This window comes from Flavobacterium sp. XN-5, from assembly GCF_008033395.2.
GTDB classification, from domain to species: Bacteria; Bacteroidota; Bacteroidia; order Flavobacteriales; family Flavobacteriaceae; genus Flavobacterium; species Flavobacterium hiemivividum.
The window spans coordinates 48,140-63,137 of the sequence record NZ_VOGZ02000001.1 but is presented as its reverse complement, the minus strand read 5'-3'; the positions used below and the strand labels follow the sequence as shown (position 1 = coordinate 63,137).

The window sequence follows — 14,998 nt, the reverse complement described above, 5'->3', positions numbered from 1 at the left end:
TTGGAAGTTTTGAGAAAAATATACCAATCACAGTTGTTTAAAATTAGTTCTTTAAATAGCTTAAGCATTATATTAAAAATAGGAATTGGGTTAGTTACGTCTAAATTGTTGGCTGTTTTTGTAGGCCCAAGTGGTATGGCGCTTGTTGGGAATCTTAGAAATTTCGTGACCTCATTAGAAAGTGTTGCTACTTTAGGTTTTCAAAACGGAATTGTAAAATATGTTGCAGAAACTAAAGAAGATAAACCGCAACTCCAAAAAATATTGTCTACTATTTTTATAAGTTTATTTGTTATCGCTGTCTTTTTAAGCGGTACTTTAATTTTGTTTGCATCATTTTGGAATCAAGAAATTTTTGGAGCTAATTACCAATATATTTCGGTTTTTAAGGCTTTGGCTGTAGCATTGCCTTGGTACGTTATCTCCATCTTTTTAATTTCCGTTCTTAATGGTTTAGGAAGCTTTAAGAATGTGATCTGGATTAATAGTATCGGAAATGCGATTGGATTGCTGGTTTCAATAGGTCTAATTTTAGAATATAAAACCTTTGGAGCATTATTAGCGATCGTTATTTCTCCTGCTTTATTGTTTCTTGTCAGTTTCTATTTTGTAAATAAAGAAATACATCTCTTTAATACCATCTGTCTTACTGCATTTGATTTTTCAATTATAAAGAATTTGGGTTCCTATTCCCTTATGGCACTGGTTTCATCCGTTTTTGGGCCTGTGGTTTTTCTTTCGATACGAAATAATATAATTGAAACTTTAGATTATGACCAGGCGGGATATTGGGAAACTATGACAAGAATTTCAACCTATTATATGCTTTTTGTAACTACTATTTTGACTGTTTATTTCTTACCAAAGTTGGCTGTAGCCAAAGACAATGAGGATACAAAAACTGTTTTTTGGAGTTATTACAAAGGGATTTTACCCGTTTTTATTCTCGGGGTTACGATTGTTTATTTCTTGCGTTTTTATATTGTAAAATTACTTTTTACACCCGAATTTTTACCGGTTAGCGGTTTGTTTTTTTGGCAATTGGTAGGAGATGTATTAAAAGTATCTTCATTGATTTTGGGCTATCAGTTTTTTGCCAAAAAACTTACCTTAGCCTTTATTATTACGGAGTTGCTATCTCTTTCAATTGTCTATTTCTCCAGCGTGTTTTTAGTTTCAATTTATGGACTAGAAGGAGTAGTGATGGCACATGCCTTGACGTACTTCGTGTATTTAGTAGTGCTTGCGGTTTATTTTAGGAAAAGTTTATTTTAATTAGCGTGTCCAAGTTTCGGTATAGCGTTCAGCAATCTTGATATAATCGTGCTCCTTTTCTATAAATGCTCTGGCACGATTGCCAATTGCAATAATATCATTCGGATTATCAATTAAATAAGACAGTTCTTTTACCAGATAATCTACATCAGCGATGGCATTGATAGCCACTTTTTTGGTTAGTTTATAGTGAGACATGAATTGCTGTTCTGCTCCTGTAAAAACCACTTTTCCCTTAGCCATAGCTTCTAAAGCATTGTATCCTTGATCGTAACCATAGGTTTGGTCTAGCAGAATATGCGCTTTATTATAGGAATTGATGTAAGTCCCATAAGGAACATCGTGGGTGGTAATGATTTCGACTTTTCCGCCGTATTTCACCGTTATTATTTTTAAGGCTTTTTCGAAATAATCATTTCCTTTTTTATAATAATTAGCTTGGTTGATCCCGTGAAATAGGATGATTTTATGGTCTGTTTCTAATGGTTTAAAATTAATTTTTAATGTATTGATTGGATTAGGAATTAGTCCTAAATATTTTGGGTTTTGCAATAATGGAAAATGGTAATCCATGTCAGACGCAATAATGCCTTGAATGTTTGAATAAATAAATTGATGAAGTTTCTTAAATGATTTTGTTTTATATTTCAATACGTTTTGAAAATCCTGGGCCTTAATTCGGCCTTGTAAATAAGCTTGAATAACCGATTTGTATTTAGGATTTTCAAAGCAATATTTCACGTTTAAATAATCATAACCAGAAGACAATAAGAAAACTTTAGAATTGTTTTGAAAGAGGTGTTTCAGAATTCTTTTTTCATAATAATAGCTACAATAAAAACTGTTTTCGTTGATAAGTTGTACTACGTCAAATCCTGTGAAATGCTTTTGATGCTTTTTAAATTGGCGATACGTAAAATAGGAACTGATGTCGAAACCAGACAGCATGTGAATTCCAACTTTTAATTTTTTTAAAAATCCATTGTCCCATTTTTTTGTAATTGGATAATCAATTAGATAATTCTTGAAACCGTCTTGATGTCCTACGATTGAAACCTCGTGACCCAATTCCTGTAAGCCTTCTTTGAGGGAGTTGTGTAACCTACTAAATTCGCCAACAAGTAAAACTTTCATTTCTATGTATATTTGACAAATATATTTACTTTTAGACAGGAATGATAAAAAACAAAAATAAAGTAGCAATAATTTCGACCTCTTTAGGAAATGGAGGAGCGGAAAAATTTGCGTCGTTATTGAGTTTTATGTTAGAGAATTTAAATATCGAAGTACATAATATCATTATTAATAACGGCATTGACTTTGAATATGGCGGAGAGTTATTAAATTTAGGTATCGATGGCGAAAGTAGGTTTCCTTTTTTTAAGAAAATAAAAAAAGGATTTCTTTTAAATCAGTATTTAAAGGAGAAGCAAATCGATGTTGTCATAGATAATAGACCCAGAAATAATTTGGCTCGGGAATTAATTACTAATTGGATTTATGGAAATCGAAAAAAGATAGTTGTAGTTCACAGTTTTAAATTAAATAACTACTTTCCAAAGTCGGTGTTTTGGTCGCAGTTTTTGTATCGAAAGACAGATAGAATAGTATGTGTTTCAAAAGCTATTGAAAAGGAAATACAACTTAAATTCTATTTAAAGAATACCACCACAATTTACAATTCTTATGATTTTTCGAGGTCGCAAATTAGAAAGCAAGTTGCAAATAATGAAGATTACATCTTGTATTTTGGGCGATTGGATGATAAAGTAAAGAATTTCAATCTAATGCTAGAAGCTTTTTCTATTTCCAAATTGTTTGAGCAGGGAATAAAATTAGTGCTTATGGGAGATGGCACAGATTTAAATACAATAGAAGATTCGATTAAAACATTTCAATTGGAAAGACATGTAACAATTCTACCTTTTACCAGCAATCCGTTTGATATTGTTCAGCAAGCTAAATTTACGGTATTAACGAGTCGTTACGAAGGTTTTCCAATGTCGATTCTGGAGTCTTTGGCATTGGGAATACCAGTTGTGGCTGTTGATTGTAAATCAGGCCCAAGAGAAATAATAATTGATAAATACAATGGATTATTGGTAGAGAATTATAACGTTACAAACCTCGCTAATGCCTTTAATCGAATGTTTGCAGATCGCGAGTTATATACTTTTTGCAAAGATAATGCAGTCAAGAGCGTAGGGCATTTATCTATAGAAACGATTTCAAAACAATGGGAAACCATTTTAAGCTAGAAGAAATGACAACTAATGACGATGTTCAATTTATTGAAATCCCAAAGATTAAAGATCGCAGAGGTAATCTTTCGGTAGTGGAGGGCGATACTATTCCTTTTGAATTTAAAAGAGTGTATTATTTATATGATGTGCCTAGTGGAAGTAAACGAGGCGGTCATTGTCATATTAAGCAGCAGGAATTTCTAATTGCGTTAAGCGGGAGCTTTGATGTGGTTTTGAAAGATGGAAAGTCAAAGAAAGTGATGACGCTAAATAAACCAAATGTAGGTTTGTTGATAGTGGATGGAATTTGGAGAGAATTGGAGAACTTTTCCTCGGGAGCCGTTTGCGTGGTAATGGCTTCGGCTGAGTTTGATGAAGCCGATTATATTCGTGATTATAAAGAATTCAAATTATTTAAAAATCGATGAGCTAAAACCAATATTGGTTAAAACTGTTTTGGTAGCAATTAGTAGTTTCAAAATAAAAGCGGGAAGTAGTAGTAATACTCTTTTTTTTAAGGCTAAATTTTTTAGGTCAATATGATAATAACAATTCTCGAATAGACTTTTATTTCCTGCTATTTTGTGTTTTATAGCTAGTGAAAACCGATTCAAATCAAGGAAATTTTTTAGTTCTGGATTTGTTTTTTCGTCTTGTGTGAATTTTGAAAAATTAACTTTTGTATCTAAAAAGCTTTTGTTTTTCGAAAGGCTATTTTCATCATAAACATACCTCGCAAGTATCTTCCAAATAAACAGAACATCATACTTTAACCCAATGCGAATCCACATATCAGTGTCTTGACCGCTTTTTATTTGTGTATCAAAATTCCCGACGTCTTCGAAAACAACGTTGTTAAAAACAGCACAGGAAGTACATATCGCGGTTTCCTGTGTGCTGGCAGAAAAATAATTTACAATTTCGTAATCGCCCGTTTTTTTTATGGAATAATGTGCTGGAAAAATAGTTTTTGAAGTTTCAATTTCTATCGCTGCCGAAAACACTTTAATATCAGGAAAGTGGTTAATTTTTTTGAGCATTTCCTGTAAAAATGTTGGATGCCAATAATCATCGGCATCTATAAAGCTAATGTAATTGGACTGCGATTTCTCTATTCCGTAATTTCTTGCTGCTGCTGCGCCGTAATTTTCTTTGGTAAAAACACGAATTCTAGAATCGGTAAATTTTGAAATTATTTGCGCACTATTGTCAGTTGAGCCATCATTAACAATGATCACTTCAAAGTCAGCGTAGCTTTGATTCAAGACACTATATAGAGTGGCTTCTATAAATTCTTCTTTATTGAAAAGTGGAATTATGACCGAAAAGAATGGCATTTATTTTCTGTTTAAGAAACAAAAATAACCTATTTTGTAGATGTCGAACGCAATTAGAGACGGTTTTTTTGAAGTTAGGTTTTCCTCAAGTTTAAATCTAAATCGCTGGAATAATTTGGATACCAAGGAATCCAATTTTAATAAGGAAAGAGTTTTATGCAATTGAGTTATTTTGCTTTCTGTGGTGATTTTAGAATTACAATTAGAAATCGATGAAAGTGTTTTTAGAGCAGTTTTGGTTTTCGATAAAAACAACTCGGAGGTTTCTAGATTTAGATGAAAAACAGGGTTTTCAATGTGCTGAATGGAGATTTTTCTATCTTTTAAAGTCGTAATAAAAGAATAATCTTCATAGCCGTAGGTGCTGATTTTCTCATCAAAGAAGATGGTTTCAAAAACAGATTTCTGTATTACGAAATTAGAAACAAATGCTGTGGCATAAGGATTGTTTGTTCTGTCAGCTAAAGGAATAGCTTCTCGATTTTTGCCAAAGGTCCATCGCAATAATTTCTCGTCAGCTGGTTTCTCTTTGGTGTAAAGCAATCCTCCAAAAAAAGCGTTTTTTGTTGTTGATTTAATATAGTCTCTGTAGTTAGAAACGAAATTAGCACTTTCGGGAAAGGTATCGCAGTCCAAAAAAAGCAGCCAATCGAGCTTTGATTTAGACGCTAATAAATTCCGAATTGCACTTCTCCCAATATTTTGGGGTAATTCAATATAAGTAGAATTTGATAAAAATTGAATTAGAATGTTCTCAGATTGATGCTCATAAGAAGCATCATCAACGCAAATAATTTCAAATTTAATCTTGGATTCCAAACATTGCTGATGCAATTCTTTTACTAAAGGAAATGCATTGTAATTGTAGATTGGAATTAATATAGAAAGCATTACACTGTTCTCTGAACCACTTCAAATATGCTGGTGTCTTCGCATTTTAATGTCTTCGATGGAAATTTCATTAACAAAGCATAGTCATGAGTTGCCATAATTACCGTTTTTCCATTGGCATTGATTTTTCTCAAAACTTCCATTACTTCGGCACTTGTTTGTGGGTCTAGATTTCCAGTAGGCTCATCAGCAAGGATAAGTTCGGGGTCATTTAGTAAAGCTCTGGCAATGGCAACACGTTGTTGTTCTCCACCAGAAATTTGATGTGGCATTTTACCAGCATAATCTTTCATACCAACTTTGTCTAATACCTCGTCAATTTTTCGATCCATTTCATCTTTAACGGTCCAGCCTGTAGCTTTAAGTACAAATAACATATTGTCTTTAATAGTACGGTCTGGTAGTAATTTGAAATCCTGAAATACAATACCTATCTTTCTTCTCAAAAACGGAATGTCATTTTCTTTTAAGGTCGCTAGATCAAAATCTACAATATGTGCTTCGCCTTCTGTCAACGGTAAATCAGCATAAAGTGTTTTCATAAAACTACTCTTTCCTGATCCTGTTTTTCCAATGATGTATAAAAATTCACCACGGTTTACTTCCAAATTAATATTCGATAAAATCACTTTATCTTCTTGATTAATCGTTACGTTTTTTAAAGACAGTATAGCTTGAGACATATTTAGCGTTTGTTTATTGGGTAAAAGTAATAAGATAACGGTTGTATTCAAAATAAATTTCATGTATTAAGACGGTTTCACTCGATTATAAATGCGATAACTCATCATGATAGTAGCAGGAATCCAAAAAGCGGCTGTTTTTTGATTTTTAAGAATTAGGATTAAGAACAATAAAGTGCCTAAAATGGCATTGTTAACACATTTGTTCATAATAAAACCAAAAAGGCAATCGTTATAGACCATAGAAAATGATACATTTGAATATTAAAAAATAAAATAAAATGCGTAAACAATCTTGGTTTCTCTTTTTACTGGTTTTTGTTGTGAATTTTACTGTTTTGGCACAAAAATCAACAATATATACCCATGATCTAAAAGAATTTAATAAAGCACTTTCGTTGTTGAATGACGGTCAGTTTGCTTCTGCTCAAATTATTTTTGAGAAAGTTAAATCGGAAACCAATAGCGATGAGTTAAAGTCAGATTGTTCTTATTATGACGCGACTTGCGCGATCCGTTTGAATCAAGCTAATGCTGATATGTTAATGGAGCGTTTCGTTTCAGATTATCCTACAAGCGCTAAGAGCAATCAGGCTTTTACAGAAGTGGCGCATTATTACTTTAGTCAAGGGAACTACTCTCAAGCCTTAGTATGGTTTGAAAAGGTAAACGAAAACCAATTGAGCGCAAGCGATAGAGATAAATTTAATTTCCAAAAAGGATATAGTTTCTTTAATGCCAAAAATAAAAAAGAGGCTAGCGTTTATTTGAATAAAGTAGTAAATTCTCCAGAATATGGATCACAAGCCAAATATTATTTAGGATTTATGGCTTACGAAGGTGATGATTACAAAGAAGCAAATAAGTATTTTGATGCGGTGGCTGGAGAAGAAAAATACAAAGAGAAACTTTCGTATTACCAGGCTGATATGAATTTTAAATTGGGTAATTTTCAAAAAGCAATTGATTTAGGGGAAAAAGCGATGGCGAAATCGACTGCGATTGAAAAGTCAGAACTAAACAAGATCATTGGTGAGAGTTATTTTAATTTAAAAAAATACGAACAGTCAATTCCTTATTTAGCAGCTTACAAAGGAAAAAAAGGCAGATGGAATAACACTGATTTTTACCAATTGGGTTATGCTCATTACAAGCAAAATGATTTTGAAAATGCGATTGCGCAATTCAATAAGATTATAAATGGAAAAGATTTTGTGGCGCAAAATGCATACTATCATTTAGGAGAAAGTTATCTGAAATTAGATAAGAAACAAGAGGCTTTGAACGCTTTCAAAAATGCTTCCGAAATGGCATTTGATACTTCGATTCAAGAAGATGCAAGTTTGAATTATGCCAAATTAAGTTATGAAATTGGGAATTCGTACCAAAGCGTTCCTGCTGTTTTACTTGGTTTTATAAAAAAACATCCTAATAACGCCAACCGTTCTGTAGTAGAGAAATTGCTTATTGACTCTTATATCTCTTCAAAAAACTATAAGGAAGCATTGGTTTTATTGGAAAAAAATAAAAGCCCTGAGAATAAAGCAGCTTATCAAAAAGTTACTTTTTATAGAGGATTAGAATTATATGCTGACAGAGAATATCAAGAAGCATTAAAAATGTTTAAGAAATCGCTCGACGGACAAATCGAAGCTGATTTCACGGCAAGAACTACTTTCTGGAAAGCAGAAACAGAATATGTTTTGGCAGATTATAAAAATGCATTATTGAGTTTCAAACAATTTGCAAGTTCGTCTCGTGCTGCAGCCACACCAGAATATAAAAACATCAATTACAACGTTGCCTACACTCATTTTAAATTGAAGGAATACGATCAAGCGGCGACTTACTTTCAAAACCATATTGATGCGGTAAAAGGAGATAAAGTGAGATTGCCTGATTCTTATTTGAGATTAGGAGACTGTCAATTTGCAACATCAAAATATTGGCCTGCAATGGAGGCGTACAATAAAGTAGTCGAACTAAAGAGTGTTGATGCAGATTACGCCTTTTATCAAAAAGCAATTTGTTATGGCTTTGTTGGCAAAACCGATAGAAAAATCGAGGAGTTGAATTCTTTTATACAGGCATATCCAAAGTCTAATTACAGAGATGACGCGATGTACGAATTAGCAAATACTTATGTTGCTAGTGGGAAACAAGATTTAGCGTTGAAAACATTTGATCGCTTAATAACGGAGTTTAAAAATGGATCTTTTACAGCGAAATCAATTTTACGTCAAGGATTAATCTATTATAATTCAGATAGGAATCCAGATGCTTTAACGAAATTTAAAAAAGTAGCGGCTGACTTTCCTAAAACTCCAGAGGCGCTTGAGGCTGTTTCAACTGCAAGGTTGATTTATGTAGATGGTGGACGAGTGGATGAATATGCTACTTGGGTGCGAACTTTAGATTTTGTTACTGTTACTGATGCCGATTTAGATAATGATACGTTTGAATCAGCGCGCAAGCAATTTGAACAAAATAACAATAAAGAGGCAATTTCTGGATTTCTGGCTTACGTTGAAAGTTTTCCAAGAGGAATACACTCTTTATCGGCTAACTTTTATTTGGCTCAAGCCTACTTCGCAGAAGGTTTACAAACCAAATCAATTCCTAATTATGAGTATGTAATCGCGCAGCCGCGAAGTGAGTTTAGTGAACAGTCCTTAGCGCGTTTATCTCAAGTTTTATTAAAAAACAATGATAATGAAAAAGCAATTCCAGTATTACTTCGATTGGAGAATGAAGCTGAATTTCCGCAAAATAAAGTGTTTGCACAATCGAATTTGATGAAATGTTATTATGATAGAAAAGACTACTCGAACTCAGTTATTTACGCTGACAAAGTTTTGAGTAATCCAAAAACCGATGATAATGTAAGAAGTGATGCGCAAATTATTATTGCTCGCTCAGCCATGCAAACCGGAGACGAATCGAAAGCAAGGTCAGGATATGCTAAGTTGCTAACGATTGCAAAAGGAGAATTAGCGGCAGAAGCTTTGTATTATGATGCTTATTTTAAAAATAAAGACAGAAAGTTTGAAGCTTCAAATACAGCAGTTCAAAAATTAGCTAAAGATTATTCAGGTTATAGGTATTTTGGTGCCAAAGGTTTAGTTCTAATGGCTAAGAACTTCTACGGATTGAAAGATAGTTTTCAAGCGACTTATATTTTAGACAATGTAATTGAAAACTTTACTGATTTCGCAGATATACTATCTGAAGCGAAAAAAGAATTAGCTGCCATTAAAGCGGAAGAGTCTAAAACAAATTCATCAATTAGCAATTAATAAACTAAGTAGAGTAAAAACAACGTACAAACAAGGATTGTAGTTAACAACTGTGTTCGTTTTTTATCGCTTGTTTACCTTTTAAAAAATAAAAAAATATGAAATTCAATTTCCAAAATAAAATAATAATTGCTTTTTTACTTCTGGTGTTTCAAGTTTCGTTTGCCCAAAAGAAAGAGGAAAACATAGGGTCTGAGGTAGTAAATGTTGTGAAGCCTTATACAGCCGCAATATCAGATGCTTTCAAGGTGCCAGAAAGTCCGGTTCTAGACGATGATGGAAACGCTAAAAAAGAAACAATTAAATATTCTATTTTTTCTTTTCCTGTAGCTTCTACTTTTGCGCCTTCCAAAGGAAAAGCAGAAGTTGTAGACAAGGCAAAGCAAGAACATTTGTATAATAACTATGCTACACTCGGTTTTGGAAATTACCGAGCTTTAAATGCTGAATTATTTGTCAACCAAGAACTAAATGATACTGACTACGTAGGTGGAATGTTTCGTCACCTTTCCTCTCAAGGCGGAATAAGTAGTGTGGAATTAGACGATCGATTTTATGATTCATCAATTGATTTAACTTATGGATCAAATTATGATGACATGTCCTGGAATGTGGATTTAGGATATAAAAACCAAATTTACAACTGGTATGGATTACCTATGAATTTTGGAAGTACTTTAACTCCTTCTGAAAGGTCTAATTTGGTATTTGGAATTAATCCACAGCATACTTTTAATACCCTTTCCTTTGGTGGAAAAATTGATTTTAACGAAAGTTTCTTTAATGAAGCGAGCATGAAATTTAATCGTTTTACAGATGCTTTAGGTTCTGCTGAAAATAGATTTTATATCAAGCCTTCCTTAAAATTTGATGTGATGGACGAGTCAATTAAAACGGATATAACGGTTGATTATGTAGGTGGAAGTTTCGAAAATAATTATTTGAAAACTAATGCACAACCTATAAAATATGGCTATACAAACTTAGGTATTTCGCCTAGTTTTGTGATGCAAAAAGAGGATTGGACCTTAAATATTGGTGCTTCGATATTCTATAGTTTAGATAATGAAAACAGCAATAATCAACTTTATGTGTATCCACAGTTTAATGCTTCTTATAAGGTTGTTGGAGATTTAATGATTTTTTACGCTGGTGCCGAAGGGAAATTAGAGCAAAACTCTTATATGGATTTTGCCAATGAAAATTTATATGTATCACCTACCTTAAACATTGCACCTACAGATACGCAGTATGATGTTTTTGCTGGTTTGAAAGGGAAGATAGTTAACAATGTGAGTTATAATATTCGTGGGTCGTATGTAAACGAAAGAAATAAAGCCTTGTTTAGAAGCAATGATTATAATGAAAGTACTTCAAACGAAGATTACGCATACGGGAATTCATTTCAAGTTGTTTATGATGACATGACAACTTTAAAATTCTCTGGTGACTTAAAAGCTAATTTCTCTGACAATGTGACTTTTGGAATCAGTGGGTCTTTCAGTAGTTTTTCAAATGATGTTGAAAGAGAAGCTTGGAATTTACCAACGATTAAATTAAACTCAAATATTGATTTTAATATTACTCCGAAATGGTTTGCGGGAGCAGCTGTTTTCTATGTAGGAGAACGTAAGGATTTGCAGTTGAATACTAATCTTATTTATGCGCTTGTGCCAAGGCCAGTAATGCTAGATAGTTATTTTGATGTAAATGCACATCTAGGGTATAAATACAACAGTCAACTGACAGGATTTGTAAGAGCTAATAATATCACGAATAAGGGCTACCAACAATGGTTAAATTACCCAGTTCAGAGTTTTCAAATTGTGGTAGGAGCAAACTATAAATTTGATTTTTAATTGTAGCTAGAGAACGAATTATCAGATTCTGATTGGATCCGTTTTATAAAGAATAAACCAAAAAAAATAGGCTATCCGTAAAAGGATAGCCTATTTTTTATTGGTATGTAAAGTACTATTTAGTGAAAGGTATTGCAGCTCTCATTTTGTCCCATCCCATATTAAGGTTAGCTCCATTAGTCGCTTCGGTGAAAACCATAGAAAATGATTCAAGAGATTCGTCTGCCTCTGTTAAAGGAACAGTTAATCTTGCAACATCATTTTCGGCTTTATAGAAATATGCTCCCCAAACATTTAGATCTTTGCTTAGGATAACAGTTAATTCATTATCACCAGGAATAGTAACTAAACTATAGGTACCGGCTTTAATTTTAGTTTTTCCTAAATTCATATCTGTATAAAATGTGATTTCAGGTGCTTCATTTGCACCAGTTCTCCATACTTTTCCTGTAGGAGCTAACTCACTTAGTGCACGTCCGTTTAATTGCGGTCTACTGTACGTTATTTTTACAAGTTTGTTGGCATTTTTATAGTCGGTGGGATAGGACGCCATATCCATCGGACTTTTATCAACGTTAGGGAATTTTTGAGCATTTACATTTGCTGATAACAGCATCATAAAAGCAAAAGTAATGGAAGTAATGAAGGTCGATTTTTTCATAATTCGAATTATAAAGGTTTAATTGTTAAAAATAGTTATTGTTTAATTGTAAAGTTAAAAAATCCTTGTTAAAAGTCAATGCGAATCGGGAAAAGGATTCAGCAAAAAGTTGTTGGACTCTAGAATAATAACATAACTTTGGTAGCTATTATCGAAATCGAAGCAGCGGTCTTCAGTTGGCAGCTGCTGAATTCATTTGGATTTGTTCTATTTTAAAATAAAAATTATGACTTTCAAACAAAAAATATATCAATATTACGTACAACTGGTTCAAGATAGAATTGATGTGTTTAGAGATATGATTGTGGCGCTTACCGAAGATTCTAAGAACGATGCTAAAGGTTCTGCAGGTGATAAACACGAAACAGCACTATCTATGATGCATATCGAACAGGAAAAACTGAATAACAAACTGCGTGAAGTAGTTACACAAAAAGCGGTACTAGATAAAATTGATCCCTCAAAAATGGCCTCAACTATAATAGTAGGTAGTTTGGTTAAGGCTAATGGAATCTACTTATATCTCAGCTTAGCATTGCCAAAAATTAATATTGATGGGGTAAATGTTATTGCCTTATCTCCACAATCCCCATTGGGAAATAAACTGATGGGGAACGTTGTTGGCTTTACATTTGAAATTAATAGTACAAAATACTTAATAGAAGAGATTGCTTAATATATGTTTAGAAGTGTGTTTTAAGAGGCGATTAATTACTGTTTTTAACTTCGAAACTATTTCTAGTGCTTTTTAATTGCATTTTTGATGTTAATTTTATTATTTGGTTAATATTTATAACCAAATTAGCTATTTGTGTTTTGTATCTGTAACTGTAATCGCATCTTTGCCTTATCAAAATAAACAAAATAGTTAAAAATATATAGTTATGTGTGGAATCGTATGTGCCTTTGATCTAAAACAGAAAGCAGAAGTTTTAAGACCGCAAGTATTAGAAATGTCTAAAATTATTCGTCACCGTGGACCAGACTGGAGTGGTATCTATAGCAATGAAAAAGCAATTATGTCTCATGAGCGTTTAGCAATTGTTGATCCAGCTTCAGGTAAACAACCTTTACTTAGTGAAGACGGTAAATTAATTTTAGCTGCAAATGGTGAGATTTACAACCATAGAGAATTGCGTAAACAATTTGAAGGGAAATATAACTTTAAAACAGAAAGTGACTGCGAAGTGATCTTAGCACTTTACAAAGAAAAAGGACCCCACTTTATAGATGAAATGAACGGAATCTTCGGATTTGCAATCTACGATGTTGAAAAAGACGAGTATTTTGTAGCTCGTGACCATATGGGAATTATTCCTTTATATATAGGTTGGGATCAACACGGAACTTTTTATGTTGCATCAGAATTGAAAGCGCTAGAAGGATACTGCACAAAAATCCAGTTGTTTCCTCCAGGACATTATATGACAAGTAAAGATGGTGAGTTTGTACAATGGTACAAAAGAGAATGGACTGATTATGATGCTGTAAAAGACAATGAAACAAGTATTCCTGCCATCAAAGAAGCATTAGAAGCAGCTGTTCATAGACAATTGATGAGTGACGTTCCTTATGGAGTATTACTTTCAGGAGGATTGGATTCTTCGGTTACTTCGGCTATAGCCAAAAAATATGCACAAAAACGCATTGAGTCTGGCGATGTTGCTGATGCTTGGTATCCACAATTACACTCTTTTTCAGTAGGATTAGAAGGTTCTCCAGATTTAGCTGCTGCTCAAATTGTAGCAGATCATATTGGAACGATTCACCACGAAATTAAGTTTACAATTCAAGAAGGGCTAGATGCGGTAAAAGACGTAATTTACAACTTAGAGACTTATGATGTAACTACGATTAGAGCTTCGACTCCAATGTGGTTAATGGCGAGAGTAATTAAGTCAATGGGTATAAAAATGGTATTGTCTGGTGAAGGTGCTGATGAACTTTTTGGAGGATATTTATATTTCCATAAAGCACCAAACGCCAGAGAATTTCACGAAGAGAATGTTAGAAAATTAGGCAAGTTACATATGTACGACTGCTTAAGAGCCAACAAAAGTTTAGCAGCTTGGGGAATTGAAGGCCGTGTACCATTCTTAGATAAAGAATTTATGGATGTGGCGATGCGTATCAACCCACAAGATAAGATGATCAACAAAGAACACTCAATGGAAAAATGGGTAGTGCGTAAAGCTTTTGAAGATATGTTGCCAGAAAGTGTAGCATGGAGACAAAAAGAACAATTTAGTGATGGAGTAGGATATGGTTGGATTGATAAATTGAAAGAGGTTGTCGCAGTTGAGGTGACGGACGATCAATTAGCAAATGCTAAGTTCCGTTTCCCGTTGCAAACACCTACATCTAAAGAAGAATATTATTATCGTTCTATTTTTCACGAACATTTTCCAAGTGATGCCGCAGCATTATGTGTGCCTCAGGAAGCAAGTGTAGCATGTAGTACAAAAATCGCATTAGAATGGGATGAAGCATTCAAAAACATGAATGATCCATCTGGAAGAGCAGTTGCAAATGTTCATTCTGATGCTTATGCAAAAGCATAATATTGAAGATTATTTTATATGTTTTTTTAATTAGTTAAGAAACGTTCTCATTTATGAGAGCGTTTTTTTTGTTTAAATTATGATATGTTGAAATACTTGTTTTTCTTAATTGTTCTAGATGAATTAATTTATATTTATTCGAAAAGTATAATCTAGACTAGCCGAGCAACTGTAAATAATAGAGGGTTGTTT

Annotated in this window: 12 protein-coding genes; 7 read left to right on the top strand and 5 right to left on the bottom strand. The window is 33.2% G+C overall.

What is annotated here, in order from left to right:
* Window positions 1–9 precede the first annotated feature (9 nt).
* Window positions 10–1,275: an O-antigen translocase gene (locus FQU23_RS00260; protein WP_245181052.1), complete on the top strand. Its 1,266-nt coding sequence runs from the start codon at window positions 10–12 to the stop codon at window positions 1,273–1,275.
* On the opposite strand, the gene FQU23_RS00255 is transcribed toward FQU23_RS00260, so the two are convergent.
* Window positions 1,276–2,409 (bottom strand): glycosyltransferase, encoded by a 1,134-nt coding sequence (locus tag FQU23_RS00255; protein WP_147672086.1) that lies wholly within the window; start codon window positions 2,407–2,409, stop codon window positions 1,276–1,278.
* A 41-nt stretch (window positions 2,410–2,450) separates the two neighbouring features.
* On the opposite strand from FQU23_RS00255, the gene FQU23_RS00250 reads away from it, so the two are divergent.
* Both FQU23_RS00250 and FQU23_RS00245 read left to right on the top strand, forming a co-directional pair.
* Window positions 2,451–3,533 carry a glycosyltransferase gene (locus FQU23_RS00250; RefSeq protein ID WP_147672085.1) on the top strand — a complete coding sequence of 361 codons (1,083 nt, stop codon included), beginning with the start codon at window positions 2,451–2,453 and terminating at the stop codon, window positions 3,531–3,533.
* Window positions 3,512–3,946 carry a sugar 3,4-ketoisomerase gene (locus tag FQU23_RS00245; protein ID WP_245181051.1) on the top strand — a complete coding sequence of 145 codons (435 nt, stop codon included), beginning with the start codon at window positions 3,512–3,514 and terminating at the stop codon, window positions 3,944–3,946. Before FQU23_RS00250 ends, FQU23_RS00245 begins: the two co-directional genes overlap by 22 nt.
* On the opposite strand, the gene FQU23_RS00240 is transcribed toward FQU23_RS00245, so the two are convergent.
* The 3 genes from FQU23_RS00240 to FQU23_RS00230 are packed head-to-tail and all read right to left on the bottom strand — an operon-like array spanning window position 3,929 to window position 6,429.
* Window positions 3,929–4,855: a glycosyltransferase family 2 protein gene (locus FQU23_RS00240; RefSeq protein ID WP_147672084.1), complete on the bottom strand. Its 927-nt coding sequence runs from the start codon at window positions 4,853–4,855 to the stop codon at window positions 3,929–3,931. The genes FQU23_RS00245 and FQU23_RS00240 overlap by 18 nt on opposite strands.
* A complete protein-coding gene (locus FQU23_RS00235; protein ID WP_147672083.1) occupies window positions 4,856–5,746 on the bottom strand; it encodes a glycosyltransferase family 2 protein in 891 nt (296 codons plus the stop codon).
* A complete protein-coding gene (locus tag FQU23_RS00230) occupies window positions 5,746–6,429 on the bottom strand; it encodes a cell division ATP-binding protein FtsE (RefSeq protein ID WP_147672908.1) in 684 nt (227 codons plus the stop codon). Before FQU23_RS00230 ends, FQU23_RS00235 begins: the two co-directional genes overlap by 1 nt.
* Before the next feature lie 281 nt (window positions 6,430–6,710).
* Here FQU23_RS00230 and FQU23_RS00225 point away from each other — a divergent pair, with 281 nt between their 5' ends.
* Complete coding sequence (locus FQU23_RS00225) at window positions 6,711–9,725, top strand: tetratricopeptide repeat protein (protein ID WP_147672082.1); 3,015 nt, start codon at window positions 6,711–6,713, stop codon at window positions 9,723–9,725.
* 98 nt (window positions 9,726–9,823) lie between these two features.
* Window positions 9,824–11,584 (top strand): TonB-dependent receptor, encoded by a 1,761-nt coding sequence (locus tag FQU23_RS00220; protein ID WP_147672081.1) that lies wholly within the window; start codon window positions 9,824–9,826, stop codon window positions 11,582–11,584.
* Between the two features lie 115 nt (window positions 11,585–11,699).
* Here FQU23_RS00220 and FQU23_RS00215 read toward each other — a convergent pair whose 3' ends face one another.
* Window positions 11,700–12,245, bottom strand: coding sequence for a DUF2911 domain-containing protein (locus FQU23_RS00215; protein ID WP_147672080.1), 546 nt, complete (start codon window positions 12,243–12,245; stop codon window positions 11,700–11,702).
* Between the two features lie 226 nt (window positions 12,246–12,471).
* On the opposite strand from FQU23_RS00215, the gene FQU23_RS00210 reads away from it, so the two are divergent.
* Window positions 12,472–12,921, top strand: a complete 450-nt coding sequence (locus FQU23_RS00210; RefSeq protein WP_147672079.1) for a hypothetical protein — start codon at window positions 12,472–12,474, stop codon at window positions 12,919–12,921.
* Window positions 12,922–13,129: 208 nt separating this feature from the next.
* Window positions 13,130–14,806, top strand: a complete 1,677-nt coding sequence (gene asnB, locus FQU23_RS00205) for an asparagine synthase B (RefSeq protein WP_147672078.1) — start codon at window positions 13,130–13,132, stop codon at window positions 14,804–14,806.
* Window positions 14,807–14,998: the final 192 nt, after the last annotated feature.

What these genes read in the sequence shown, in the direction of transcription:
- FQU23_RS00255 (WP_147672086.1), bottom strand. Translation starts at nt 2,409, where the DNA reads ATGAAAGTTTTACTTGTTGGCGAATTTAGTAGGTTACACAACTCCCTC.
- FQU23_RS00250 (WP_147672085.1), top strand. Translation starts at nt 2,451, where the DNA reads ATGATAAAAAACAAAAATAAAGTAGCAATAATTTCGACCTCTTTAGGA.
- FQU23_RS00245 (WP_245181051.1), top strand. Translation starts at nt 3,512, where the DNA reads ATGGGAAACCATTTTAAGCTAGAAGAAATGACAACTAATGACGATGTT.
- FQU23_RS00240 (WP_147672084.1), bottom strand. Translation starts at nt 4,855, where the DNA reads ATGCCATTCTTTTCGGTCATAATTCCACTTTTCAATAAAGAAGAATTT.
- FQU23_RS00235 (WP_147672083.1), bottom strand. Translation starts at nt 5,746, where the DNA reads ATGCTTTCTATATTAATTCCAATCTACAATTACAATGCATTTCCTTTA.
- FQU23_RS00230 (WP_147672908.1), bottom strand. Translation starts at nt 6,429, where the DNA reads ATGTCTCAAGCTATACTGTCTTTAAAAAACGTAACGATTAATCAAGAA.
- FQU23_RS00225 (WP_147672082.1), top strand. Translation starts at nt 6,711, where the DNA reads ATGCGTAAACAATCTTGGTTTCTCTTTTTACTGGTTTTTGTTGTGAAT.
- FQU23_RS00220 (WP_147672081.1), top strand. Translation starts at nt 9,824, where the DNA reads ATGAAATTCAATTTCCAAAATAAAATAATAATTGCTTTTTTACTTCTG.
- FQU23_RS00215 (WP_147672080.1), bottom strand. Translation starts at nt 12,245, where the DNA reads ATGAAAAAATCGACCTTCATTACTTCCATTACTTTTGCTTTTATGATG.
- FQU23_RS00210 (WP_147672079.1), top strand. Translation starts at nt 12,472, where the DNA reads ATGACTTTCAAACAAAAAATATATCAATATTACGTACAACTGGTTCAA.
- asnB (WP_147672078.1), top strand. Translation starts at nt 13,130, where the DNA reads ATGTGTGGAATCGTATGTGCCTTTGATCTAAAACAGAAAGCAGAAGTT.